Genomic DNA, 24,236 nt, shown 5'->3' on the forward strand with positions numbered 1-24,236 from the left:
GACGGAGTCACGCCGATTCTGAGAGTTGAGTCAGCAAAGCTTACCTATTATTCAAGCAATTTCATCATTGTTGAGAATGTGTCGCAAATATTGGGCATTAATTGCGACCGATCCGGACCTACCTCGCCGCGAGCCAGATAAGGGCAGCCACGCCCGCGATGATTCGATACCAGGCGAAGGGCGCGAATCCATGTTTCGACACCAGCCCGACGAACCATTTGATGACCAGCAAAGCGACGATGAAGGAGACGATGAAGCCCAGTGCGATACTGTCCCATCCCACGGCGGCGCTGGTGATCTGATCGCCCTTCTTGAGCAGCTCCAGCGTGGTCGCGCCCAACATGGTGGGGATGGCAAGGAAGAAGCTGAATTCCGCGGCAGTGCGGCGTTCGACGCCTAGCGTCAGCGCGCCCATGATCGTCGCGCCCGAACGGCTGACGCCCGGGATCATCGCGATACATTGGATCAGGCCGATACCGATCACGCGGACGACCGGAATGTCTGCGATGCCGTGGAAGCGATGCTCCTTCACCGCGCGTTCGATCAGCAGGATCGCAACGCCGCCGGCGATCAGTGCCCAGGCGACGACCTTGGGCGCGCCCAGCAGCATCTCGACATAGTCGTGGACGGCCAGGCCGATGATGGCGGCAGGGATGAAGGCGATGATGAGGTTGCGCAGGAAGCGCCAGCTGACCGGCTCGCGGCGCAGCAGGCCCATGCCCACCGCCCAGAAGGTGCGCCAGTAGAGTACCACCACCGCCAGGATCGCGCCCAGCTGGATGATGACGTTGAACATCGCCCAGGTCGAACTGTCATAGCCCAGCAATTCGCTCGCCAGGATCAGGTGGCCGGTCGAGGACACGGGCAGAAATTCGGTCAGCCCCTCGACGATGCCCAGCAGGATGACGGTCAGATAATGGAGGTCCATGGCAACGCCCTATGTGCTTGGCATAAAAAATCCTCCCCGGTTTCGGGGAGGAGCATTGTTGGCGAGGCTATCCGAACGATTGCCCCGCCTCCTTCTCTAAAGTTCAGGCGCTGACCCGGCCGGCGAAGCGGCCATGGCGGCGATAACGGACCATCCACTTGGCCGCCACGGCGGTCAGCGGCGTCGCGTCGATGCCCAGCGCGGCCAACCCTTCGCTACCCGGAGCGGCGACATTGTCGCGGCCCAGCATGGCGAGTTGGTCGCGGGTGATCGGCCCGCCGGGCAGCAGCGCCAGCAGAGAGGCGAAGCCATTGGGGACGTCCACTAGCGGCTTGTCGCGGCCGATCGCCTTGGCGATCCAGGCGTTGATGTCCTTCATGCTCATCACTTGCGGACCGGCGACCTCGAAGGTCTTGCCACCGAAGATGCCGGGCTGCTCGGCTGCATTGACGATCGCCTGTGCGACGTCGGCCACATAGACGGGCTGGAATTTGGTCGCAGCGCTGATCACGGGGATCACCGGCGCGGAGCCGATGAGTTGCGCGAAACGGTTGAGGAACTGGTCTTCCGCACCGAAGATGATCGAGGGACGGATGATGGTCGCGGTCGGGAAGGCGGCCTTGACCGCGTCTTCGCCTGCTGCCTTCGACCGGCCATAGGCGCTGGGGCTGTTCGCGTCCGCGCCGATGGCGGAGATATGGACCAGCGCCTTGACGCCCGCCGCCGCAGCGGCTTGAGCCACGTTGGCCGCGCCGTCACGATGGAAGGCGTCGAAATCGCCGGACAGGATGCCGACCAGGTTGATGACGATGTCGCTGCCATGAATGGCGCGATCGACCGTTGCACGCTTGCGGATGTCGGCCGCGACGAACTGGGACTGGCCCAGATTGCCGAGCGCCTTTATCTTGACCGCGCTAGCCAAGTCGCGCTGCGCAATCCGCACGCGCGCGCCGCGCGCCATCAGCGCCTGCGCGACCTGCCGGCCCAGAAAGCCGCCGCCGCCGAAGATCGTTACCAGACTGTCCTTCATCACGCGCGTCCCATGTCCATGTTTAGGGGAATGACTCTGCCATTCCCCTTGCAACAGCCACTGCGCGCTGACAACCGGCTTTAGCTCAGCCAGCCCTGCAAATCGGCCAGCATCCAAAGGCCCAGACCCAGGAACAGCAGTGCCGCGCCGACCTGCAACGCACGCATCGGCACCTTCTTGGCCAGCGCTTCGCCAAACAGCACGGCCGGCACATTGGCGACCATCATGCCCAGCGTCGTGCCCATGGTGACGGCGATCAGATTGTCGAAACGGGCACCCAACGCCACGGTGGCGACCTGCGTTTTGTCGCCCATCTCGACCAGAAAGAAAGCGACCAGCGTGGTGACGAACACGCCCGCCTTGGACGGAGCCTTCAGCGGCGCGTCCTCGTCGATCTTGTCAGGCACCAACGTCCAGGCGGCCATGGCGATGAAGGACGCGGCGACGGCGTAGCGGAACCAGGGTTGGGTCAACACGCCGGCGATCGAATGGCCGACCAGCGCGGCGAGGAAATGATTGGCCACCGTAGCGGCGAAAATGCCCAGGATGATCGGCACCGGCTTTCTGAAGCGGGTGGCGAGCAGCATGGCGAGCAATTGCGTCTTGTCGCCCATTTCGGCGAGCGCGACCAGCGCGGCGGAGGTAAGGAGTGCTTCCATCGTCATGTTTCCGGGCCGGGCGTAGGTTAAGCAGACACAATGCCATCGTCGCTTTCCGCCCGGCCGGACAGGAAAGCGTCGATGCCATTGGTCTCGCCCGATGCGGAACATCATTGAAGCATCGCTGCGAGCGCAAAACCGGTGCCCACTTTTACGCGCGATGCTTTCGTATCCGCATCCCATACGCCATGGCCTCTCGACCAAATATGTTGACGCATGGCCCGTCCGCTTGACGCGGAACGGCTGGCTACTCCCCAGATGACGAGTGCGCGTTACGGGAAGCGGAGGCAGATGGCAAGCCTGACTCCTGCTGCGGTCAGGGTTCGCCGGCGCTTTGCTGCATCCGCCGTTCGGCGAACCATTGTTGCAGCATCTGCGCGGTGCAGCCGGTAAAGCCGTTGCTGCCGATCACCGAGCAGCTGTTGGGCAGATTCTGCCGCTGCACCTGTTCCATGTTCGCGACCTGGCTGCCCCAGCCGGGACCGCCAGCGACGGCCGGCTTTTCGCGCAGCTTCTTGGGGATGCGATAGCGTTCCGATTCGGGCTTGCGCGCGCATACGACGATTTCGTCGCCCTTGCTTTCCGGACAGGGATCGTCGCCATAGACCAGCAGGTTGATGTTCCGTTCGGGCGGCGGTTCTGCTTGTGCGGCGGCCGTTGCGGGCAGCATCGGGACCAGCAGCAGGCCGATCAGGGGGAGCAGGACAGGGTGGCGCATCAACAAAATCCTTCACACCCCTGTCACATGCCGAACGTGCCCATGGCCCGGCGGTTCATGGTCGGGACGCCGCCGGCGCCCCGAAACCGTTATTTCTGCGGCGGCGTTTGCTGTGCCGCCGCCTTTTCTTCCGCCTTCACGCGCGCTTCGATCGCATCGCTGTCGGAATCGATCGTCGACAGGCGCTTGGCGCGCTCGGCCGCGACCAGATCCTTCCAGCTGGCATTGTCCAGCGCCTGTCGCTCGGCCTTGGCCAGACGCGACAATTGCGCGAAGCAGCCGGTCGCGCCGCCGCCGCCCACCGGCGAGCAGCTTTCCGTGCCGGACCGGCCGACATATTCCATCGATCGCACGCGCTCGCCCCAGGCCTGATTGCTCGGCTTGTTCGGGTCGCCGCGCAGCGGTTCGGGAATGCGATAGCGTTCCTCCTCCCCCTTGCGCGCGCATACGACGATGTCGTTACCGGCACTTTGCGGGCAGGCATCATCGCCATAGACGATCACGATATTGACCTTTTCGGACGCCGGATCGGTCACGGCGGTCGGAGCGGACGCGGGTTGGGCCAGCGCGGGGACGGACGCGCCCAGCATCAGCAGCCCCAGGGTCAAAGCCTTGGCGATCATCGGGGTCTTCATCATCAGTCCGTCCTTTTCAGATGCGCTTGGGCGTCATATTCTTTTCGATAGGGCGATGGCGGCCCGACATCCCAAACGGATGGCGCCCGACAGGAGGGGGTAAGCGGGGGCCTGTTCGGCGCCATGGGCGATGGCGGTCTCGCGATGCTCGACCTCCTCCGCCTGAAAATCCGCAATGGCGGTCGAGAGTTCCGGATCTTCTTCGCCCAGAGCCTCCAACTGATCGGCATAATGTTTGTCGATTTCGGTTTCGACCGCAGCGGTGCAGGCCATGGCGGCTTTCGGCCCCATGGCGGCGGTCACCGCGCCCAGCGCGAAGCCGGCGACATGCCAGAAAGGGGAGAGGATGGTCGGCCGCACGCCGCGCCGCGCGATCATCGCGTCGAAAGCGGCGCGATGCCGTTCTTCCTGCGCCGCCATGCCGGCAATCAGCCGGCCATAGGGATGACGATCGCCCATCACCGCCAGTTGCCCGCCATAGATGCGCACCGCACCGAACTCACCGGCCTGGTCGACCCGCACCATGGAGGCGCGATCAGCGTCGCTCAAACGCTTGCCCAGCCGGGGGAAATCCTTGGCAACGCTCATGCTTTCCTCGCTTTTAGCAGCAGGGCCAAGATGGCGAGTGCGACCGCGCTGGACAAGAGGCCGTTATAGCCCGCCATCGAAATGCCGGCCATCTTCCATGCGGCAACGTCGCAGCGGGTGATGGGGCTGGCCATGATCTGGTTCAATATGTCGGCGCCGCTGCCGCCGGCGGGAGAGGTGGAGCAGGTGGTCAGCCCTTCCCACCAGCCATATTCGACGCCGGCATGGAACAGGCCGATGAGGCCGCTAATGCCGACGGCAATCCCCGCAAGGCCCGCGAAGAGCCCGCTGATGCAGGCGCGCCCGCGCGCAGCATAGGCGACCAGCGCCAGCGGGATGGCGGCGAAATGGGCATAACGTTGCCACCAGCACATTTCGCACGGATGCAGGCCGCCTACATATTGAAAGGCATAAGCACCGGCCAGCATGACGAGCGGCGCGAGCAGCGCCAGCGCGCGGGCCTTGGCAAGGGAGGGAGACAGGCTGTTCATATCAGCCGCTTAAACCCTCGCCATGCTTTCGTCATGCTGAACTTGCAGCGGCCTGTCTGCCGGGCGGCGGATTATTTCGCGCCCGGCTTTCGTGCCGCCTGCGCCTGGGCGATGGTCGCGCCCGGCGTGCCGGCAAGGCGCGAGATGGTCTTGAGCGCATAGTCGAGCTGGAAATCCTCCACGCCCTTCTTCTTCAGATCCTCGGCCGACATCGCAAAGCGCGGATCGTCCTTCGAATCTTCTTCCAGCACCTTGTCGTCGGTCTTGATCTCGTTGATCAGGTGACGGCGCAGGTCGCTTTCGCGATATTTCGGCCGGTTCTTGTAATCGGGATCGGACAGTTGCGGCACGCGGATGTCGGGCTGGATGCCCCCTTCCTGCACGCTGCGGCCCGATGGCGTGTAATAGCGCGCGGTCGTGAGCTTGAGCGCCGTCGTGTTGGACAGCGGCAGCATCGTCTGGACGCTGCCCTTGCCGAAGCTGCGTTCGCCCATCACCAGCGCGCGATGCTGGTCCTGCAACGCGCCAGCCACGATTTCAGAGGCCGAGGCGGAACCGGCATCGACCAGCACGATGACCGGCAGGCCCTTCGCATCGTCGCCCGGCTTGGCATAATAGCGTTCGACATCGCCCTTGGCCCGGCCGCGCTGCGATACGATCTCGCCGCGTTCCAGGAAGGCGTCGCTAACGTTCACCGCTTCATCCAGCAGGCCGCCCGGGTTGGAGCGCAGGTCGAGGATATAGCCGGTGGGCTTGTGGCCCAGGCTCTTGTCGATGCTGCGGATCGCCGACCGCACGTCCGCCCCGGTATTGGCCGAGAAGCTGACGATGTTGATCACGCCGATATTGTTCTTCACTTCCCATTTGACGGGCTTGAGCTGGATGATCTCGCGCGTCAGGGTCAGTTCGATCGGCTTGTCGCGGCCGGCGCGGACGAGGGTGAGCTTCAGGCTGGTGCCCGGCGCACCGCGCATCTTTTCCACCGCTTCGTCCAGCGTGCCGCCATAGATCAACTGGCCGTCGATATGAGTAATATAGTCGCCCGCCTTGATCCCCGCGCGCCAGGCGGGGGTATCCTGCGTCGGCGCGATCACCTTGACTGCGCCATCCTCCTGCGTGACCGAGAGGCCGAGGCCGCCATAGCTGCCCTCCGTCTGGGTGCGCAGATTCTGGAAATCGCGCGCGTCGAGGAAGCTGCTGTGCGGATCCAGGCTGGCCAGCATGCCGTCGATCGCGCCCTTGATCAGCTTTTCGTCGTCGACCTTTTCGACATAGTCGCTGCGCACTTTCTGGAACACGTCCATGAATTCATCGAGCGCCTTGTAGCTGGACGCCTCCCCATCGGCGAGCGCTGCGGTGGTAGCCGGAATGAGCGCAAGCGCCCCGAGCGCAACCGCGCCCTGGAGGAAAGTGGATTTCATGGCTGTCCTAGGAGTGTGCATCAATGCTCCGATATAGGCCGATTCGTGCCGCAACGCAAAAGCGCGCTTCGATGGAGTGTCGCGCGGGATCGATGAGCGTAAGGTTAACCCAGCCCCACCAGCGGCACGATATCCACCGGCCGGCCGTTGCGGCGCAGTTCGACGGTGATATTCGGGCGTTCGGGGCCGGTAATGCCGACCGGTTCGCCCTGGCGCACGGTGTCCCCGACCTGCGCGGTGACGCGGTGCAGGCCAGTGATGAGCGTGGTCCAGCCCTGGCCATGGTCGATGATGAGGATCTGGCCATAATCGCGATAGGGACCGGCAAAGGCGATGCGGCCGGCCGTCGGCGCGATCGCCTGCGCGCCGGGTTGCGTCACCAGCGTCAGGCCACGCGAGCGGACGCCGCCGTCATTGACCTCTCCCATGCCGGTGACGAGTTGGCCGATCACGGGCAGGCGATAGGGCGGCGGTCCGCTGGCGGAAGCCTCGCGCTCCGGGGCGGCGGCGCCGGCCTGGTCGGGGCGCGCGGGGCGGAGCAATGGGCCGGACAGGGCGGCCAGCCGCTCGCGCAGGTCGCCCGCTTCCTCCAGCCGGTCCATCAGGTCGACGATGTCGCGGGCGCGTTCGCCCAGCGCGAGGGCGCGTTCGCTCTCCATGCCGGCATTGGCGCGATAGTCGCGGGCGGCGACGCGCTTTTGCGCTTCCAATGCGGCCAGGGCGGTTTGCCGGTCCTTGCGGTCGGTTTGCGCCTGGGTGAGGGCGTCGGATGCCTGCTGCGCGGTGGCGCGCAGGGCGCGGCTCTTGCCCAGTTCCTGCCGCAGCCCGGCGGTGCGCTGTTCGATGACGGGTAGCACTTGGCCCAGCACCGCGCGCATATGCACGGCATCGGCCACCGATCCCGGTTGCACCAGCGCCAAGGTTAACGGACGGCGGGACATCATCTGGAGCGCGGCGGTCAGGCGGACGACCGGCTCTTGCTTGGTGGCGAGGCGGGCGGCCTGGGCGCGTTGCAGCCGGTTGATGATGGCGATGCGGGCTTGGGCAGCCTGAATATCGGCCTCCGCCTGCTGGATGCGGGCGGCGAGTGCGGCGGCGCGACGGCGGGCCTGTTCGGCTTCGTCGCGAGCGGCGCCGGCCTGCTGGTCGAGCCGGGCAGAGCGGTCGCGTGCCTCGTCCGACTGGCGGCGGGCGTTTTTGAGCGCCTGCTGCTCCTGCGCCAGCGTGGTGCCGGCGGTGCCGGACAGGATGATGGCGCTGTCATCGGCGGCGGGCAGGCGCGTGGCGGCGAGAGCCAGAAGGCCCGTCAGTCCGCTTGCCATGAGGATGTTACGCTTCACCCGGTGCCCTGCCTGATATCGTCCCTGACTAGGCGGAAATTGCAGGCGGTTCTAGCCTTCGCGATGATAAGGATGGTTGGCGAGGATGGAGCAGGCGCGCCAGAGCTGTTCGGCCAGCATCGCGCGGGCCATCATATGCGGCCAGGTCATGGCGCCGAAGGCGATCAGTAGATCGGCGTTCGCCCGGTCGGCATCGTCGAAACCGTCCGCCGCGCCGATCAGGAAGCGGCATTCGCGGCTGCCCGCGTCGCGCCAGCCCTCGATCCGGCGCGCGAAGTCCATGGAGCCGAGTTGCTTGCCCTTTTCATCCAGCATGACCGTCACCGTGCCGGGACCGGCAGGGGGCAGTTTGCCGCCCCGGTCCGGCATTTCGGTGATCTTGTGCGGCATGGTCAACCGCTTGGTATAGCGATCGACCAGCTCGGTTTCGGGCGAGCGCCCGATCTTGCCGCGTGCGATGATGTGGAGGAGCAAACCCTACCCCGTTCATGCTGAGTAGGGGCGCAGCCCCGTATCGAAGCATCCGCGCAGTCCTTCGATACGCCGCTTCGACTTCACCTCCGGTGAAGTTTACCCTGAGCGCCTGCTGCAAGCAGGCAGTCGAAGGACTCAGCAGCTACTCAGGACGAACGGACGGACAGATTCAGGCGTTGCCCGCGACCGGTGCGTCGACGAAGCCCCACATCCGTTCCAGATTGTAGAAGCTGCGCACTTCAGGCTTGAACAGGTGGACGATCACGTCGCCGGCATCGATCAGCACCCAGTCGGCGACCGGCAGGCCTTCGACACGGGCGGAGCGGCCGGTTTCCTTCTTGATCCGTTCGGCGAGATGCTGGGCGATCGCTGCGACCTGACGCGACGAACGGCCGCTCGCGATCACCATATAATCGGCGATGCTGCTCTTGCCTTCCAGCGGGATCGAGATGGTTTCCTGTGCCTGGTCGTCGTCGAGCGACTGCATGACGAGGGCATGGAGAGCGGCCACGGAATCGGCGGCGAAGGCCGGATCGTTGGCAGGGGCGAGGTTAGACAATGAAACTCCAATCTAGATGACGTACCGACGCGTGAGCGGATCGCGCGCACACGTTGCTTCATATTCGCGATGCCAGAGGGGGTCCGCCTGCCGCAGCAGGGTCGCCGATCTTGGATCAGGGCGAAAGCGCAATAGCACGAGCGCCGGTGGTCTCCAATTCGTCCAGTCTGCACTCTGGCGCGCGGACCGGACGAAGCGCCGCAGCCAGCTCATGGCCACAGAGCCACGGGCAACGCTATCATAGCCCGGACGGGCGACAACGGCAATGGGCATTTGCCGCGCGATGCCGCGCCAGTCGCGCCATTGGCCAAATTGCGCCAGATTATCGGCGCCCATCAGCCAGATGAAGCGGTTGCGGGGGTAGCGCAGGGTCAGCGCGCGGAGGGTGTCGACGGTGTAGCGGGTGCGCAGGTGGCGCTCGATCGCGGTGGGGCGAATCGGGGCGCGGCGGGCGATATTCTGGGCCTGCGCAAGGCGTGCGGAGAGGGGCGCCATGCCTTTGGCGGGCTTGAGCGGGTTGCCGGGGGACACGAGCCACCACACTTCGTCGAGGCCGAGGGCTTCCTTGGCAAAGAGGGAAATGGCGCGATGGCCGCCATGGGCCGGGTTGAAGGAGCCGCCGAGCAGGCCGATCTTTTTCATGGGTCTGCCATGCCAGCGCGAAGGCTGGGCGGCAATGGGGCGGCCGCTGAACTGGGGTAGGGGCGATAGGAAAGCGCGCTTAACTTCGCACATTTCCCGCTAATTGCGACATTTACGAAGCGAAGTAGGACATTATCTTACTTCAAGGGCACCTGCTTCGGGGCCACAATCCTGCTATCATGGAAGGTGGGAATAGGACAGCGTGATGCCAATCAATGCCCCGACGCGCGTTTCCATTGGCGCCGATAGGGGATGCGGTCCAACTTCTCCATCAGATCGGCAAAGGGACCGTCGGCGACGGATGGCGTCTTGCGAGACGGTGCGATCTTCTCCGTCCTGTCTTCATGCCGCCGCAATGGGCGGCGGAATAATATAGACTTCCACATGACACTCTCCGGCCCGCGACTGCGATGCGCTGCGTCGCTTCTGCATAAGATACGCGGGGCGGAGAGGCTTGTTCCTGCTTTATTTATTCGGCCGCCGGCAGCGCCTTGGCCTCATCGGCCTGCGCGTCGCGAGCGAGGACGTCGAGCGGCTCCATCGCTTCGATGTCCTTGCCGCCGGTTTCGATGTCGAGGTCGCGGAATTTGCGGCCGGTGGACAGGACACGGCTTTCGAAGCTGCCGATGAAGCTGTTATAATTGGAAACGGCGCTGTTGAGGCCGGAACCGAGGCGCTTCAAATGGGTCGCGGCGACGGACAGGCGTTCATATAGTTCCTTGCCCAATTGGCCGACCTGCTGCGCCTGTTCCTGCATCTTGGCCTGACGCCAATGGCCCGCCAGTGTGCGGGCGAGGGGAAGGAAGGTGGCGGGCCCGCAGATGATGACGCGATTCTTGGCCGCGCGTTCCCACAGGTCCATGTCCGCTTCCAGCGCGGCGGTGACGAAATTGTCGCCCGGCACATACATGATGACGAAATCGGGCGCCTTGTCGAACTGTTCCCAATAGGCCTTGCGCCCCAGCGCGTCGGCATGGGTGCGCATGGCGCGGGCATGGTCGAGCATATGGGCGTCGCGCAGCGCGGGATCGACCTGATCGACGGCGTTCAGATAGGCGACGAGCGAGCATTTGACGTCGACCACCATCTGCTGGTCGCCCGGCAGGTTGATGACGAAATCGGGCCGCATCCGGGTTTCAGAGCCATTGGCCTCCACGGCGACCGACACTTCCTCCTTGAAATCCACGAAGGGAGAGAGGCCGGCGGTTTCGATGAGGTTCTTGAACTGCTGCTCGCCCCAGCGGCCGCGCGTCTTGGGCGCGGCGCGCAGGGCGTTGACCAGCTTGGCGGTTTCCTCGCGCACCTGACCCTGACCCAGATGGACCTGCTGCACCGCTTCGCGCAGTTCGGCATAGCTGCCGACCCGGTCCTTCTCGACGCGGGCGAGGCCCTCCTCATAGCGTTTGAGGGTGGTTTCGACCGGGTTGAGCAGCGTCTTCAATTGCGCTTCGCTCTTTTCGTTCGCCTGGGCGAAGCGCTGGTCGGCGCGGGTCAGGAACTGGGTCTGGGCCTGATCCAGCAGCTTGCCGCCAATCTCGCTGAACTGGGCGGACAGTTGCTCCTTGGCATCCTTGAGCGCGGCGATCTGCTGCTCGAAGGCCTGGGTGCGGGCCAGGGTGTCGGATTTGAGCGCGGCCAGTTCGCGCAGCGCCGCTTCGCGGTCGGCCTGAATGGAATCGATGCGCTGGGCGGCGGCGGCTTGCAGCGCTTCATGTTTCTGCGTGGCGGCGATCTGGATCGCGTCCAGCCGCTGGTCGGCGGCCTGCTGGGCGGTTTCGAGCCGGGCGATCTGGGTTGCGGCCTGATGGACGCGCTCCTGTTCGACCGCCAGTTCGGCGATGGCGCCGTTGCGCTGGCTGGTGGCGAGGTCCAGCTTGCCGGCGAGGTCCGCCTTTTCGGCGGCCAGCGGAGCAAGCGCCTTGCCCCGGAGCAGCCAGCCGACGGCGAGGCCGATCAGCAGGGCGATGACGATCAGAAGGGCGGCCAGGCTGTCCATTGCATATCCTTGTCTGGAACGAAACGGGAACCTAGCGGGCGCTGGCGAAGGCCGCAAGAGAGACGGCGCGTTGGACCGTCAAATCGCGGCCTTTGCGTCAGCCCAACGTCGCGCGGAAGGCGGCCAGTCGTTCGATCGCCCGGTCCAGCGTCGCGTCCGTCTTGGCAAAGCAGAGGCGGACGAGATGGGTGGCCGGATCGGTCGGGTAGAAGGCGGAAAGGGGTATGGCCGCAACCCCGGCTTCGTCGATGATCCGCTCGCAAAAGCTGACGTCGTCCAATGCGATGCCGGATGCCGGCAGATCGATGGAAAGGAACCAGGTGGCGCCGCTGGGCAGGACGGCATAGCCGGCCTTTTCGAGGCCCGCCGCCAGCCGGTCGCGTGAGGCCTGATAGGTGGCGCGCTGGTCCGCCAGCCAGTCGTCGGGCCAGCCAAGCCCCTCCGCCACCGCCCATTGCAGGTTGGGCGGGGTGGTGAAGGTCAGATATTGATGCGCGCGGGCGAGCAGGGTGGCGAGCGCGGGCGCGGCGCACATCCAGCCGACCTTCCAGCCGGTGACCGAGAAGATCTTCCCCGCCGAGCCGATCTTGACCGTGCGGTCGCGCATGCCGGGAAAGCCGATCAGCGGGCGATGGGGCTGGCCGTCATAGACAGTTTCCTCCCATACCTCGTCGCAGATGGCGGTCAGGTCGTGGGCGACGCACAGGTCGGCGAGCAGCGCCAGTTCTGTCGGGCGCATGACGACGCCGGTCGGATTGACCGGGTTGTTGATCAGCAGGATGCGGGTGCGCGGCGTGATGGCCGCCTCCAGTGCGGCACGGGTGATATGCCATTCGGGCGCCGTCAGCGTGACGATTTTCGGGATGCCGCCTGCGCGCTCCACCAATGGGACATAGGCGTCGTAGAGCGGGGCGAGCATCAGCACCTCGTCGCCGGGCCGGACCAGTGCGAGCAGGCTGGCGGACAGGGCCTCTGTCGCGCCGGATGTGACGATGATGTCCTGCGGGCTGAGGTCCAGCCCCTGATGGCGGGCATAATGACCGGCGACGGCTGTGCGCAATTCGATAAGGCCCGGCATGGGCGGATATTGGCTGGATTGGTTCAGCAGCGCGTCGGCGGCGGCTTGCAACACATCGCGCGGGCCGGGGCCTTCGGGGAAACCCTGTCCCAGATTGATCGCGCCCATTTCCCGCGCGCGGGCGGACATTTTTTCGAAAATGGTGGTCGGCATGTCCCGGTAGACGGGATGGCCAAGGGAAGGCGCGTCGGTCATGCGGCAGGATGTTCCCGATGGAGGGAGACGGGTCAAGCGATGATCCCTCATGATAAGGCATGACGGGGGGACCAATGGCCGGATAAGGGCGTTGATCCGATAGGAAGAGGTTTGTGATGATCGGTCGCCTGTTTTTGAAGCACCCCCGTGACGTGGGAGAAAGCTATCCCCAGCATATGGGCGTGGCGATGCGCTTTGGCTTTCTGATGGTGCGGTCGGGGCTGGCCTGCATGATCCATGGCATCGTGCCGGCGCTGTTCACGCGGACCGGTAGCGGCATGGTCAAGCGCCTCTATGGCGAGATGCGCGAGCGGCAGCCGGATCTGGAAGAGCGGACGCCCGCCTATCTCAGCCCGCAATGGCGCCCGGAATATGAGATTTGAGGGGCAAGAAAAAAGCCGCCCTGTGGGGCGGCTTTTTTCTTGGGGCTGCGACCGCTTGCGCGGGCTTTATTCCCACTCGATTATTCGGGCCTAACCCATCTATTTGATTTAGAACCATAAAAAATATTTTCGCGGAAAAACTACCGTCAGGGAATCTGGCAAAAAGCTACGCTTCGGAAATTTCAGGATAAATCGGCCACCGTTCGCGACATGCATTCTTCGCGATGTATCGTCTTCTATCGGACAGACTATGAGGCTGTCTGACCCGATTCATGCATCTCGGGGCGTCGATAAAAATACCGTCGAACGACCGAAATGCAACGCGCTTCATCGCGCGAAGAGCTCTGCAATCCGTACTCCGATCCGACGCCAACACCGGCCTCTCATCCGAGCGCCTGAGGGCCAGAGCTAGGATCCGCCCAGCGTGGCAGTTGCGCCAAGTCGATCAATTCTGCGCGTACCACACCATCGAGCGCTTCGGGGAAAAGCCGAACGACAGCCTTCCACACGGGGTGATCGATCGTGACTTGGTCATGCGTCTCCCGTGCATTGCGGACGATTTTCTGAAGCGATGTGCGTTCGCCAAGGGCAGCCGCGCGGGTTACGCCCAGAAACTGCAGGATCATATCTGCATAGGGCGCAAAGGCTGCTGAGCCGACCTTGCTATTCAGCATTGCCAGGAGAGCGCCGTCCCCGGAATGGCGGGTGATATAAACGACGTCGGAGTCCTGAGCGGCGCTATGCGCGATCGAACAGAGTATCGCGAACAGGCTGGCGAGATGCGCCTGGCCCTTATCCGCATGGGTAGCCCAATACGCATCTCTCCAAGCCGATAGGTCCGGAACGTGCGCGCGGACCGAGGCCCATGCGGGGGCAAAGCTCTCGCTATAAAACGGCGAGGCAGGCTTATCGCGTTGCGCCTGCTGGAACGCCTTCCACCAGCGATTGCGAACCTCACGGCAGTAGGTCGCCAGCCGTTCGCTGCGTCGATCTTCGACGAAAGCTGACCTACCCGAACTGGTCTGTAGATCGTCAAGACCGACGAGCCTCGGCTTTAGGTAGCTGCCCTTGCCATCTTCGAGAAGGCATTTGATGACGAGCGTACCGCTCGCGACGGATGCGGCCTGCGCGTCGTCATCGAAGATGAAGGCATTCCCGCGCTGCATCGTGATGACGTCATGGAATCCTTGAGGCAACGGCTCGTCGAGGCGCCGAAAAATCCAGATCAGCCGCACGCCCTCGCGCTCATAGTGCAAATGCCGGGCTGCGATCTCGGGTGCGAACGGCTTGGAAAGCTGCACTTCGAGCGCAAAGCGACCCAAGTCGCCCATATCGAGGAAAATGTCTGGAAAGCGGCCACGAGTGTGGATGGCAGGACGCAGGTAGGTATCGATCGCTGACGCTTTGCATCGTGGATCAGCCTTCGCCACCGCTTCGATAACCTGACAGAGCTGGCGATGAAGCGCCGATTCCTGGTTGCCTTGATATTGCGCGGCACGCGCGTCGTCCGGCGTGAGGGTGCCGCCATCGTACCAAGGGCAAGTCGGCGGACTATCGGGAAAATGGGCGTAAAACGGAACATGATCCCCATCCACCGCCTGCGCACGGATGAACACGCCGCCTTCGCAAAGTCGACACCGCGCCAATGCCGTATTCGGAGCCTCCTGACGCCGAATGTTGATCTGGGTACGCAGGTGCTCCCAGCTTTCGCGGGGCATCGCCATAAGGGTCTCGATCGGCACCGCGCCGCGCGGTAGCTCGAAATCGGCGATCCGGATGGTTCGCTGCAGGTCAGTCCCGCGACGCACGGCGCGGCGGCTCCCCAGCCTCGCCGTGGCGACGCATTGGTTTAACCGTGATCATAGCGGTTGATCCGCGCCAAACTCAAAAGCCCCTGCGGATCAACCAGCAGGATCTTCATCACACCTTGCTCGGCCGCTCGCTGTTTTGCCTTATGCATCAATTCGAGGGCGGGGAGCTCGAAGCCGCTGAGCCTGCGTGGCTTCGCCATCTGGGCTGTGACCGGACCAACCAGGTTCATTTCAAGTTCGGCGACGATCGATTGCCCAGCGCCTGTAGGACGGTCCACGTAGACCGCGAAATAGGGTTCGCCGGGCGCGATTGCCTGCTCATTCAAAAGAATCTCGGCCAACAACGTCCTCCCTCGATAGCGGAACCTTTATAGAACATCTTGCTCGACGAACAACATATGGGAATAGCTGACTCAACATTTTGCCAACCTGGAGTATCGACGAGGCTATGTCCGTTCAACGCCTGCGCACCATCGTGAATCTGTCGGTTCCGACCCTCTTCCGCCAGATAGCGGGCGGTCGGGTGCAGTGTGAAAGCGAAGCGACCTTGCAACTCCACCTTGGCAGGATCATCGCCACTGCTGCCGATCTCGAAATCACCAGCGAGCGCGAGACCTTCTCGGTTGAGCTGGAAAAGCCTCTACGCGGCGCCGGCGGCAAGCGCGGCCGCATCGATGTGTGGTTCCGGCTCACTGACGATGACGGTCGACAGTGGCGATGCGCGATCGAGCTCAAGTTCTTCAAGCGGAAGAACCATCGAGAACCCAACAATCGCTACGAGGTCTTCAAAGACATTGCGCGCCTTGAAAGTTGTGGTGACGTCGCGGATGTCGGCTTCATGATCGTCGCGACCGACCACCTGCACTACGTCAGCAACGAGGTGTATTCCCTTGCGACCAGCGATTTCGACTTTCGCAATGGGGCGACATACCAGGCTGGAAAGACTCTGACTTACAACACTGGCGGAGACTTCGGTCCGCCCATCACGTTAGCGCGCGACTACCAGTTCCAGTGGGCGGATGGGACGACTTCGCTACACTATCTCTTGCTCGAAGTGACACCAACGCCATGATCGCTCGCGCATGGCTGTCGATAAACGCATGAGTAAGAACCGATATGGCTGACGATATTCCTTCCGCAATCCTGACCGAGATCAAGCGCGTCGCCCGCGAGGAATGGCCGGGGGATCGGGAGATGCAGCAGTATACAATCGACGCGGAGACCACCGCTTACCGAGGGCTGGACGACCTAGATTACGGGGAGGCTGCGGACCACAAGCCGGCGATCCTCACGGAGGCGAAGGAATACCACACCACCTGGGAAGAGATTTACGGCTTTGTCTCGGAGGAGGTCGAGGCCTTCAAAGCCCTAGCCGCCCTCGCGCCCGATGACGTCCCGACCGACTTCATTGCCGAACACAAACGCAAGGCCGCCGCCGAGCATGACTGGTTCGCCATGCAGCTTGAGACGGTGGAACAGGCGATCGAGGGCTATCGCTACGTTCAGCGCACCCGCGCCAAGGTCGGTCCCATTCGCGACATCCTGGTGCGGATGGAGGCGATCATCGGTTCGGAGTGCTACAATGCCAACATCCAGAACTACAGCGCCTGGGGCGTCTGGGAGGGCGAAGGACGGTCGTTCCGATACCCTGTCACATACATCCGCGACGGCAAGGAGGAGAAGCGCAAGGCGCGCGTCGATGATCTCGAGCCCGAAGCGCTGATCACCGGCCACTACAAATTCGGCGCCAACGAGCTGAGCATTCACCGCGCCCTGGTTCGTATCGTCGATATGCTGAAGGCCGATTATGGCCTGACGATTCCCGCGCCCGAGGATCCCGCATGATTGCGGCGCGCCGTGTGCTGAGCCCACCAGCGTTCGTCCTCTGCGCCTTTGCCTTCTCGGTAATGGCGACGCCCGCCCGGGCGGACCCCTGCGAAGGTCGCCTGCCATCTCAGCCGGGGCAGCAGTTTTCGGGAACGGTCCGCTATGTCGGTGACGGCGACGGACTGTGCGTCGGCAATTCCAACGATCCAAACACCTGGATCGAAGTGCGCTTGGCGGACTTTGACGCGCCCGAACTCCACGCCCCTGATGGCCGCCTGTCCAAATCGCTCCTCGAGCAGGTTGCGTTCGGTCAGAATGTAGCTTGCGAGGCGCGGCGCGGGCGGCGTGGCCGCGTGATCGTTTTCGACCGGGTGATCGCCGTCTGCCGCGTCCATGGACGCTCGATCGGCGACCTACTCCGCGCGCGGCACGCGCCCGAAGGCGGCAACTGATCGTCGAACCTCAATCCAGAAGGGTCTAGGTCCAGGAGGGGAATGCCTTCCCCTGCGGTCGAGCCGACACGTCTCGCCCGCCCCCTTCTGCGGGGAGCGCCCCGCAACGCCCCCGCGGTAACAACCAATCCTGACGGCGGAATCCATTCGCAGCGACGTGCGTTGTCTCTGACCGTTAGCATGAGACTCACGCGATGAAACCCACGCTTCAGGCACATCTGCTCGAACGGGCCGCGAGCTTCCTCGTCATGGCCGATCACGTCGCCGAACCTGAAGCCCGGCTTTGCGGAGAACCGCTTTTACAGAATGTCGGCTATGCACTCGAACTCGGGCTCAAAGCGCTCCTTGTTGAGCGGGGATGGGACGACGATAGCTGCCGCATCGAGGTGCGGCATGACATCGCCAAAGCCCTCGGCGAAGCAGCGAAGGTCGGATTTGTACCAGCGCATCCCGACCTTGCCGCCCTGATCGCCACTATCAGCCCCTACTATAAGCGGCACGGACTGTCCGAATTGGTGGCCACCGGCGGCTTGGCGATGTCGCCCGATCAGGCCTTGGCCGTGACGCGGAGCCTGCTTGATCAGGTCCGCGTGTCGGTCAGTAGGTAGCTGACGGATCCGCAGGCGCACATTAGAGGGAGAGGGCTGCGGCTGTCGCCGTGACGGGTTTTGACGGTCGAGAGAGGTTCTCTGGCCGGCCCGTCGCGGAGATACGCGATGACACGCCCAGCTTCCAAAGGCCATGCCCGAACCCAGCGCTCGAACATCTACGACGAGATCACGACCAAGATTATTGCCGAGCTGGAGGCAGGCCGCCTCCCCTGGGTCCAGCCCTGGGGCTCGAGCACGGTATCGGCGCCACTTGCCATGCCGCGGAACGCCGCGACCGATCGTGGCTATTCCGGCATCAACGTCCTGATCCTCTGGGGCGCGGTCGTCCAACATGGCTTCGCCACGCAAGGCTGGCTCACCTTCCGCCAGGCTTTGGGGCTGGGCGGCAATGTCCGCAAAGGCGAACACGGCACCACCGTCGTCTATGCCGATCGCTTCATCCCCGATGACGAGCGTCGCCGGGCACAGGACAATGGTGACGATCCAGCCGCCATTCCTTTCCTCAAGCGCTTTACCGTGTTCAATGTCGCCCAATGTGAGGGCTTGCCCGACAGGCTATCGGCGCCGCCCTCACCCATTCCCGAAGGTCTGATCGTGCCAGAAGTGGAGGCGCTCATTCGTGCCAGCGGCGTCGACCTGCGCCTGGGCGGAGACAAGGCCTTCTATGCACCGGGTCCTGATTTCATCCAGATCCCCAGGCCCGAGGCCTATTTCGAGCCGATCAACTGGCATCGCACGGCCCTGCATGAGCTGGGGCATTGGTCGGGCCATCCCGGACGCCTCGCGCGCGACCTGAGCGGTGGCTTCGGGTCGAAGGCCTATTCGCGCGAGGAGCTCGTCGCCGAAATGACGTCGGCCTTCTGCTGCGCGAGCCTCGGCATCGCGCCAACCGTGCGCCATGCCGATTACATCGGCGCCTGGCTCGACGTCCTGCGCGAGGACAATCGCGCCATCGTGCGCGCCGCGAGCGCGGCCTCCAAAGCGGCGGACTACCTCCTGGCCTTCGCGCCCAGTGCGACGGCACGGGAGGAGGATCGGGAAGCGGCGTGACCTCGCCCGCTGCGCGCCAGCTCGGCCGGAGTCCAGGAGAGTAAGAGGGTCGAGACGGAGTTCGTGACGGGTCAGGGTCGAGAGAGAGGCTCCCGGCCGCCCGTCACGGAGAATATCCCATGACCCAAGCTTCCCAGAAGATCGTCCTGTCCCCCTCGCGGGACATCCCCTTCAACAAGCTCTTGCTGAGCCAGTCCAATGTGCGCCGGATCAAGTCCGGCGTGTCGATCGAAGATCTTGCCGAGGACATTGCACGACGGACCTTGCTCCAAAGCCTCAACGTCCGCGCGGTCGTCGATGCCGAAGGCAATGAAACCGGCATGTTCGAAGTGCCGGCCGGAGGTCGGCGCTATCGTGCGCTCGAACGGCTCGTGAAACAAAAGCGCCTGTCGCGGACAGCACCCGTGCCCTGTGTCATCCGAGAGAGCGCGAACATCTCGGCCGAGGAGGATTCGCTCGCCGAAAACAGTCAACGTGAGCCGCTGCATCCGCTCGACCAGTTTCGTGCCTTCCAGACTTTGCGCGAACAGGGTCAGGGCGACGAGGCAATCGCGGCGCGCTTCTTCGTCACGCCGGCCATCGTTCGCCAGCGCCTCAAGTTGGCGTCCGTATCCGACCGGCTGCTCGCCCTCTACGCCGAGGACGAATTGACCTTGGACCAGCTGATGGCCTTCACCGTCACAAACGACCATGCGCGTCAGGAACAGGTCTGGGAGGCGCTCGCGCGCAACCCCTACAAGGAAGCCTATCAGATCCGGCGCATGTTGACCGAAGGCGCCGTGCGCGCTTCCGATCGACGCGCACGTTTCATCGGCGCGGAAGCCTATGAAGCCGCAGGCGGCGACATCTCGCGTGACCTCTTCCAGACCGATGACGGCGGGTGGTTCCAGGATCCGGCGCTTCTCGACCGTCTGGTCTCAGACAAACTCGCGGCGGCTGCGGAGACCGTCGCCGCCGAAGGCTGGAAGTGGATCAGCGCCGACATCGGTTTCGATTACGGACACACGCGCGGACTCCGCGCCTTGCCCTCCACCAGCTCGTTGACCGATGAAGAACACGCGACCTACGAGGCGCTCAGCCAGGAGTATGCGGCGCTCGAGGAGACCTACGCCGAGGCCGAGGAGCTGCCCGACGAGGCCGACCAGCGCCTGGGCGAAATCGAGGCCGCGCTCGAAGCTCTCCAGAACCGACCGGCGCTGTTCGATCCGGCTGACATCACGCGGGCGGGCGCCTTTGTCAGCCTCGACAGCTCTGGCAGCCTCAAGATCGAACGCGGGTTTGTGCGACCGGAGGACGAGGCAGAAGCTGAGCCGGATGCCACCCGTGGCGATACGGATGAGGCCGTCGAGCCTTCCGAGCCCGATGCCGGCATCCAGCGCGCCGTCATCACGATCGGCGGCGCAGCCCAGCTCGGCGGCGAACCCGATGAGGATGACGACACCATCAAGCCGCTGCCCGAGCGGCTGATGACCGAACTAACTGCGCATCGGACGCTGGCGTTGCGCAACGCGGTGGGTGCCGACCCCGACACTGCCTATCTCGCCGTCCTTCATGCCCTCGCGCTGAAGACGTTCTACCGCTTCAGCACCGCGACGTGCCTGGAGATCGAAGCCAAGCACTCCGCCTTTGGTCACCAGGTGCCTGGTCTCAACGACACAGCGTCGGCGCAGGCGATCACCGCGCGCCATGCGAGCTGGTCGGATCAGCTGCCTCAGGACCCTGGTGCGTTGTGGCAGACGTTGACTACCTTCGACACGGATCGACGCGGGGCACTGTTCGCCCACTGCGTCAGCTTCAGCATCAACGCCGTCCACCAGTCCTGGAACCAGGGCGACAGGATGAAACATGCTGACGCGTTGGCGCAGGTCGTCGATCTCGACATGGTCGCCGCAGGCTGGACCCCGACGGTCGAATCCTACCTCGGCCGCGTGACCAAGCCGCGCATTCTGGAGGCTGTTCGCGACGGCAAGGGTGATCGCGAGGCCCAGCTCATTGAGCACCTCAAGAAGGGCGATATGGCCAAGGAGGCCGAACGGCTGCTGGCCGGTTCAGGCTGGCTGCCGGAGCCGTTGCGCACCGCAACCGATCAACCCGTCTTGCTCGAACCGGACGGATCGGAGCCCGAAGCGCTGCCGGCTTTCCTGACCGCAGACGAGGATGACGAGACCGGAGCCTCCGACCCCGAGCCGGATACAGGGTTCGAGCACGCCATCGCCGCTGAATGAACATCGCGGGGCGGCGTCCGGCCGCCCCGCTCCACTCCCACCTTTCGGCCCGCCTTCTGGCGGGCCTTTCTTTTGTCAGGAGCTTGCCATGCCGATCCCCGACCATGCCTCCCGCAATTTCCAGACTCTCCTACAGGCCGCCCGCAATGATGATCTGGCCCTGATGGAATGCCTAGACGCCGAGACGCGCGAGCTGCGCTACGTCCTTTGCGCCGTCGGCCGAGACGGCGAAGACTATGTCTTCACGCCGTTCGGCCATCTCGCGCCCGGCAATCCGTTCGACGCCTATCTGCCTCCGGCCGACGGCGGCGGCTTTGCAGAAACAGAGTGAGAGCGGGGCCGGGAGGGGGCGAGCCGGTGCGGTCGAGAGAGAGAGCGCCGTTCGGCTTGCCCTCCTCCTGCTCTCCCGGATGACCCGCCATGACATCAACCGCACTCGCGTCCCCAACCCTCACCGTGACAAGCCGCGCGGCGGCCAATCGCGCCCTGGCGCTCCGCCGCGCCGCTCTGGATCTCCTTCCCACCCTGATCGCGGGCACGGCGCTCGATGCCCGCGCCCTTCGCACCACTATGGAGGCAGCGTTTGGCGGATCGGACGCCGAAGGGCTGTGGACCTGGAAAGACGCTTATGAGGCGTGCGAAGCAGCGCAGATCGCATTCCTGCGCCGATTTGGACCGGCGCTGTGCGGCCGTCCGGCCAGTTCGCAGCTTGCCGTGGTCAGCAAGATTGCCGGCCTGCTCCCCACCCACACCCGACGCTCGATAGAAAGCGAGGCGCTCCAGCAATTCTCGACGCCGTTGCCCCTTGCCTGGATCGCGGCACGCGCAGCCATGATCACGCCGGGTGATCTGGTTCTGGAGCCATCGGCCGGGACCGGATTGCTTGCCATCTTCGCTGAGCTTGCTGGCGCCGAATTGGCGCTCAATGAATTGGGCGAAACCCGCGCCGACCTTCTCGGTCACCTCTTTTCGACCGCGGTCGTCACTCGGTTTAACGCCGCCCACATCCATGATCATCTCGACGCCGGGCTCGTCCCTAGCGCCGTCCTCATGAATCCCCCCTTCTCGGTCGCAGCGCAGGTCGAAGGCCGCGTCGCCGACGCGGCCCTGCGGCACATCAACTCCGCCCTGGCCCGTCTCGCCGAAGGCGGTCGCCTGGTCGCCATCACTGGGGCGAGCCTGTCCCCCTACGATGCAGCATGGCGCGATGCGTTCATCGACCTTCAGGCGCGGGGCCGAATCGTCTTCTCCGCCGCGATCGACGGCCGTGTCTATGCTCGGCATGGTACAACGACCGAAACGCGCCTGACCGTGATCGACCGTCTCCCGGCCGATGACCCATCATGCTTCCCCATCACACCCGGCATGGCGTCCAGTACGACCGAGCTTCTGGCTTGGGTCGACAATGCGATTCCCGCGCGCCTGCCCATCAGCGCCGCTTTTACGCCGAGCCGCGTCTCCGCAAAGCCGCCTTTGCGGAAATCCGTTGCGTCGCCTGCACGATCTGCGTCGCAATCGATCGACCCCGCCGCCGTGCCGCTCCGCTATTCCGTGGTGGACTGGTCCCAACCCGCAGCCGATCGGATCACCGAGGCTCTCTATGAAGGCTACGGACTGCAATCAGTGGCCATCGATGGAGCTCGCCCCCATCCGACGCCGCTCGTGCAGTCCGCGTCCATGGCTTCTGTGTGCCCACCGAAGCCGAGCTATGTTCCGCTCCTGCCGGAGGGATTGATCGAAGCCGGCCTTCTCTCCGATGCCCAGCTTGAAACCGTCATCTATGCGGGCGAAGCCCATGATGGCCAGTTGGCAGGCGCCTGGACAGTCGATGCGACCTTCGACCAGATCAGTGCCGCGCCTGAAAATGCCGACGGCATGGTCCGATTTCGCCGAGGCTTCATGCTTGGCGATGGGACGGGCGCGGGCAAGGGCCGCCAAGTCGCCGGCGTCCTTCTCGACAATTGGCTGAAGGGCCATCGACGCGCGCTGTGGGTCTCGAAATCCGACGCGCTCATTGAGGACGCCCAGCGCGACTGGTCGGCCCTCGGCCAGGAGCGGCTGTTGGTGACGCCGCTCTCCCGCTTTCGCCAAGGGGCGCCCATCCGACTGGAGGAAGGCATCCTTTTTACCACCTATGCCACGCTACGGTCCGACGAACGCGAGGGGAAGGTTTCACGCGTCCGACAAATCGTCGACTGGTTGGGCTCCGACTTCGACGGGGTCATCGTGTTCGACGAATCCCACGCCATGCAGAATGCCGCAGGCGGCAAGGGCGAACGCGGCGAGCAGGCCGCGTCGCAGCAGGGCAAGGCTGGCTTACGCCTGCAACATGCGCTTCCCGATGCCCGCATACTCTACGTCTCGGCGACCGGCGCGACGACGGTTCACAACCTCGCTTATGCCCAACGGCTCGGCCTGTGGGGTGGCGAAGACTTCCCGTTCGCCAACCGCGCCGAGTTCGTGCAGGCAATCGAGGCCGGTGGCGTCGCCGCGATGGAAGTGCTCGCCCGCGACCTCAAAGCGCTCGGCCTCTATGCCGCTCGCTCGCTGTCCTACGAAGGGGTCGAATATGAGATCGTTGAACACCGGCTGACAGCCGAGCAAACCGGCATCTATGACGCTTATGCCGGCGCGTTCGAGATCATTCACAACAATCTGTCGGCCGCGCTTGAAGCCTCCAACATCACAGGCACCGGGCCGGATGGTAGAACCAAGACGCTGAACGCTCAAGCCAAGTCCGCGGCGCGGTCGGCCTTTGAGAGCGCCAAGCAGCGCTTCTTCAATCATCTGATTACCGCCATGAAGACCCCGACGCTGATCGCGGCGATCGACCGTGACCTTGCCGAAGGTCACGCCTGCGTCGTCCAGATCGTCTCCACAGGCGAAGCCTTGCTCGAACGGAGACTCGCCGACATTCCCACCGAAGAATGGGCCGATATCGCCGTCGACATCACCCCGCGCGAAACGATGTAATGTTGAGCTCAACATTACATATATTCTTTGCAGTCGCAGTTTATGTCGAGCGTGGCGGCAGGAGGCGCAGGTTTCCTTCGGTTTTCCATGATTTCACTCCAGATAATTACGGTTCCCTCGACCTCAACAAGTCGAAGGAACCAACATGCG

General features: G+C 64.0%; 24 protein-coding genes, 1 pseudogene and 1 riboswitch. Of the genes and pseudogenes, 9 read left to right on the plus strand and 16 right to left on the minus strand.

Annotated elements, in window-relative coordinates:
- Positions 1-118: 118 nt before the first annotated feature.
- The 14 genes from F4U94_RS13960 to F4U94_RS14025 form a co-directional block, all read right to left on the minus strand.
- Positions 119-928, minus strand: a complete 810-nt coding sequence (locus F4U94_RS13960) for an undecaprenyl-diphosphate phosphatase (protein WP_120251035.1) — start codon at positions 926-928, stop codon at positions 119-121.
- A 103-nt stretch (positions 929-1,031) separates the two neighbouring features.
- Entirely contained in the window at positions 1,032-1,958 is a 927-nt protein-coding gene (locus F4U94_RS13965) for a complex I NDUFA9 subunit family protein (protein WP_120251034.1), read from the minus strand.
- Between the two features lie 80 nt (positions 1,959-2,038).
- Positions 2,039-2,617: a TMEM165/GDT1 family protein gene (locus tag F4U94_RS13970; protein WP_120252200.1), complete on the minus strand. Its 579-nt coding sequence runs from the start codon at positions 2,615-2,617 to the stop codon at positions 2,039-2,041.
- A 99-nt stretch (positions 2,618-2,716) separates the two neighbouring features.
- Positions 2,717-2,886, minus strand: a riboswitch (yybP-ykoY riboswitch).
- 47 nt (positions 2,887-2,933) lie between these two features.
- Positions 2,934-3,335: a hypothetical protein gene (locus F4U94_RS13975; protein ID WP_120251033.1), complete on the minus strand. Its 402-nt coding sequence runs from the start codon at positions 3,333-3,335 to the stop codon at positions 2,934-2,936.
- A gap of 89 nt (positions 3,336-3,424) precedes the next feature.
- A complete protein-coding gene (locus tag F4U94_RS13980; protein ID WP_120251032.1) occupies positions 3,425-3,973 on the minus strand; it encodes a hypothetical protein in 549 nt (182 codons plus the stop codon).
- A 30-nt stretch (positions 3,974-4,003) separates the two neighbouring features.
- Entirely contained in the window at positions 4,004-4,558 is a 555-nt protein-coding gene (locus tag F4U94_RS13985; protein ID WP_120251031.1) for a demethoxyubiquinone hydroxylase family protein, read from the minus strand.
- Positions 4,555-5,049: a disulfide bond formation protein B gene (locus F4U94_RS13990; protein WP_120251030.1), complete on the minus strand. Its 495-nt coding sequence runs from the start codon at positions 5,047-5,049 to the stop codon at positions 4,555-4,557. The genes F4U94_RS13985 and F4U94_RS13990 overlap by 4 nt, the downstream gene beginning before the upstream one ends.
- A 71-nt stretch (positions 5,050-5,120) precedes the next feature.
- Positions 5,121-6,470: a S41 family peptidase gene (locus tag F4U94_RS13995; RefSeq protein ID WP_120251029.1), complete on the minus strand. Its 1,350-nt coding sequence runs from the start codon at positions 6,468-6,470 to the stop codon at positions 5,121-5,123.
- Positions 6,471-6,574: 104 nt separating this feature from the next.
- On the minus strand, positions 6,575-7,792 hold the full coding sequence (locus tag F4U94_RS14000; protein WP_427772239.1) for a murein hydrolase activator EnvC family protein: 1,218 nt from the start codon (positions 7,790-7,792) through the stop codon (positions 6,575-6,577).
- A gap of 69 nt (positions 7,793-7,861) precedes the next feature.
- Complete coding sequence (locus F4U94_RS14005; RefSeq protein ID WP_120251027.1) at positions 7,862-8,284, minus strand: 23S rRNA (pseudouridine(1915)-N(3))-methyltransferase RlmH; 423 nt, start codon at positions 8,282-8,284, stop codon at positions 7,862-7,864.
- 169 nt (positions 8,285-8,453) lie between these two features.
- Positions 8,454-8,843: a ribosome silencing factor gene (gene rsfS / locus F4U94_RS14010; protein ID WP_120251026.1), complete on the minus strand. Its 390-nt coding sequence runs from the start codon at positions 8,841-8,843 to the stop codon at positions 8,454-8,456.
- A 12-nt stretch (positions 8,844-8,855) separates the two neighbouring features.
- On the minus strand, positions 8,856-9,485 hold the full coding sequence (locus tag F4U94_RS14015) for a nicotinate-nucleotide adenylyltransferase (protein ID WP_232015744.1): 630 nt from the start codon (positions 9,483-9,485) through the stop codon (positions 8,856-8,858).
- A gap of 469 nt (positions 9,486-9,954) precedes the next feature.
- Entirely contained in the window at positions 9,955-11,481 is a 1,527-nt protein-coding gene (locus tag F4U94_RS14020; RefSeq protein ID WP_120251024.1) for a DNA recombination protein RmuC, read from the minus strand.
- A 97-nt stretch (positions 11,482-11,578) separates the two neighbouring features.
- Complete coding sequence (locus F4U94_RS14025; protein WP_120251023.1) at positions 11,579-12,754, minus strand: aminotransferase; 1,176 nt, start codon at positions 12,752-12,754, stop codon at positions 11,579-11,581.
- 116 nt (positions 12,755-12,870) lie between these two features.
- Here F4U94_RS14025 and F4U94_RS14030 point away from each other — a divergent pair, with 116 nt between their 5' ends.
- Complete coding sequence (locus F4U94_RS14030; RefSeq protein WP_120251022.1) at positions 12,871-13,137, plus strand: DUF6356 family protein; 267 nt, start codon at positions 12,871-12,873, stop codon at positions 13,135-13,137.
- Between the two features lie 383 nt (positions 13,138-13,520).
- Here F4U94_RS14030 and F4U94_RS14035 read toward each other — a convergent pair whose 3' ends face one another.
- The gene (locus tag F4U94_RS14035; RefSeq protein ID WP_037530071.1) at positions 13,521-14,945 is read right to left on the minus strand and encodes a competence protein CoiA family protein; all 1,425 of its coding nucleotides are present in this window, start codon (positions 14,943-14,945) and stop codon (positions 13,521-13,523) included.
- A 41-nt stretch (positions 14,946-14,986) separates the two neighbouring features.
- The gene (locus tag F4U94_RS14040; protein ID WP_037530070.1) at positions 14,987-15,289 is read right to left on the minus strand and encodes a hypothetical protein; all 303 of its coding nucleotides are present in this window, start codon (positions 15,287-15,289) and stop codon (positions 14,987-14,989) included.
- 107 nt (positions 15,290-15,396) lie between these two features.
- On the opposite strand from F4U94_RS14040, the gene F4U94_RS14045 reads away from it, so the two are divergent.
- From F4U94_RS14045 to F4U94_RS14080, 8 genes and pseudogenes are all read left to right on the plus strand, one after another.
- Entirely contained in the window at positions 15,397-16,020 is a 624-nt protein-coding gene (locus F4U94_RS14045; protein WP_011157808.1) for a hypothetical protein, read from the plus strand.
- A gap of 44 nt (positions 16,021-16,064) precedes the next feature.
- On the plus strand, positions 16,065-16,793 hold the full coding sequence (locus tag F4U94_RS14050) for a hypothetical protein (RefSeq protein WP_150411936.1): 729 nt from the start codon (positions 16,065-16,067) through the stop codon (positions 16,791-16,793).
- A complete protein-coding gene (locus F4U94_RS14055) occupies positions 16,790-17,227 on the plus strand; it encodes a thermonuclease family protein (RefSeq protein ID WP_198527008.1) in 438 nt (145 codons plus the stop codon). The genes F4U94_RS14050 and F4U94_RS14055 overlap by 4 nt, the downstream gene beginning before the upstream one ends.
- A gap of 194 nt (positions 17,228-17,421) precedes the next feature.
- Positions 17,422-17,835: a hypothetical protein gene (locus tag F4U94_RS14060; RefSeq protein ID WP_052149169.1), complete on the plus strand. Its 414-nt coding sequence runs from the start codon at positions 17,422-17,424 to the stop codon at positions 17,833-17,835.
- A 108-nt stretch (positions 17,836-17,943) separates the two neighbouring features.
- Positions 17,944-18,888 (plus strand): ArdC family protein, encoded by a 945-nt coding sequence (locus F4U94_RS14065; protein WP_037530067.1) that lies wholly within the window; start codon positions 17,944-17,946, stop codon positions 18,886-18,888.
- Positions 18,889-19,007: 119 nt separating this feature from the next.
- Complete coding sequence (locus tag F4U94_RS14070) at positions 19,008-21,113, plus strand: ParB/RepB/Spo0J family partition protein (RefSeq protein WP_037530066.1); 2,106 nt, start codon at positions 19,008-19,010, stop codon at positions 21,111-21,113.
- A gap of 88 nt (positions 21,114-21,201) precedes the next feature.
- On the plus strand, positions 21,202-21,444 hold the full coding sequence (locus F4U94_RS14075) for a DUF6117 family protein (protein WP_042441029.1): 243 nt from the start codon (positions 21,202-21,204) through the stop codon (positions 21,442-21,444).
- An 89-nt stretch (positions 21,445-21,533) separates the two neighbouring features.
- A pseudogene (locus tag F4U94_RS14080) lies at positions 21,534-24,077 on the plus strand (strawberry notch-like NTP hydrolase domain-containing protein); the annotation flags it as partial.
- Positions 24,078-24,236 lie beyond the last annotated feature (159 nt).

The sequence above is a fragment of the Sphingobium limneticum genome (genome assembly GCF_008710155.1).
In the GTDB taxonomy this organism is placed as follows: domain Bacteria; phylum Pseudomonadota; class Alphaproteobacteria; order Sphingomonadales; family Sphingomonadaceae; genus Sphingobium; species Sphingobium limneticum.

Excerpts from the sequence above, each read along its gene's own strand:
- F4U94_RS13960 (WP_120251035.1), bottom strand. The coding sequence starts at position 928 with ATGGACCTCCATTATCTGACCGTCATCCTGCTGGGCATCGTCGAGGGG.
- F4U94_RS13965 (WP_120251034.1), bottom strand. The coding sequence starts at position 1,958 with ATGAAGGACAGTCTGGTAACGATCTTCGGCGGCGGCGGCTTTCTGGGC.
- F4U94_RS13970 (WP_120252200.1), bottom strand. The coding sequence starts at position 2,617 with ATGGAAGCACTCCTTACCTCCGCCGCGCTGGTCGCGCTCGCCGAAATG.
- F4U94_RS13975 (WP_120251033.1), bottom strand. The coding sequence starts at position 3,335 with ATGCGCCACCCTGTCCTGCTCCCCCTGATCGGCCTGCTGCTGGTCCCG.
- F4U94_RS13980 (WP_120251032.1), bottom strand. The coding sequence starts at position 3,973 with ATGATGAAGACCCCGATGATCGCCAAGGCTTTGACCCTGGGGCTGCTG.
- F4U94_RS13985 (WP_120251031.1), bottom strand. The coding sequence starts at position 4,558 with ATGAGCGTTGCCAAGGATTTCCCCCGGCTGGGCAAGCGTTTGAGCGAC.
- F4U94_RS13990 (WP_120251030.1), bottom strand. The coding sequence starts at position 5,049 with ATGAACAGCCTGTCTCCCTCCCTTGCCAAGGCCCGCGCGCTGGCGCTG.
- F4U94_RS13995 (WP_120251029.1), bottom strand. The coding sequence starts at position 6,470 with ATGAAATCCACTTTCCTCCAGGGCGCGGTTGCGCTCGGGGCGCTTGCG.
- F4U94_RS14000 (WP_427772239.1), bottom strand. The coding sequence starts at position 7,792 with ATGGCAAGCGGACTGACGGGCCTTCTGGCTCTCGCCGCCACGCGCCTG.
- F4U94_RS14015 (WP_232015744.1), bottom strand. The coding sequence starts at position 9,485 with ATGAAAAAGATCGGCCTGCTCGGCGGCTCCTTCAACCCGGCCCATGGC.
- F4U94_RS14020 (WP_120251024.1), bottom strand. The coding sequence starts at position 11,481 with ATGGACAGCCTGGCCGCCCTTCTGATCGTCATCGCCCTGCTGATCGGC.
- F4U94_RS14025 (WP_120251023.1), bottom strand. The coding sequence starts at position 12,754 with ATGACCGACGCGCCTTCCCTTGGCCATCCCGTCTACCGGGACATGCCG.
- F4U94_RS14030 (WP_120251022.1), top strand. The coding sequence starts at position 12,871 with ATGATCGGTCGCCTGTTTTTGAAGCACCCCCGTGACGTGGGAGAAAGC.
- F4U94_RS14045 (WP_011157808.1), top strand. The coding sequence starts at position 15,397 with ATGTCCGTTCAACGCCTGCGCACCATCGTGAATCTGTCGGTTCCGACC.
- F4U94_RS14050 (WP_150411936.1), top strand. The coding sequence starts at position 16,065 with ATGGCTGACGATATTCCTTCCGCAATCCTGACCGAGATCAAGCGCGTC.
- F4U94_RS14055 (WP_198527008.1), top strand. The coding sequence starts at position 16,790 with ATGATTGCGGCGCGCCGTGTGCTGAGCCCACCAGCGTTCGTCCTCTGC.
- F4U94_RS14060 (WP_052149169.1), top strand. The coding sequence starts at position 17,422 with ATGAAACCCACGCTTCAGGCACATCTGCTCGAACGGGCCGCGAGCTTC.
- F4U94_RS14065 (WP_037530067.1), top strand. The coding sequence starts at position 17,944 with ATGACACGCCCAGCTTCCAAAGGCCATGCCCGAACCCAGCGCTCGAAC.
- F4U94_RS14070 (WP_037530066.1), top strand. The coding sequence starts at position 19,008 with ATGACCCAAGCTTCCCAGAAGATCGTCCTGTCCCCCTCGCGGGACATC.
- F4U94_RS14075 (WP_042441029.1), top strand. The coding sequence starts at position 21,202 with ATGCCGATCCCCGACCATGCCTCCCGCAATTTCCAGACTCTCCTACAG.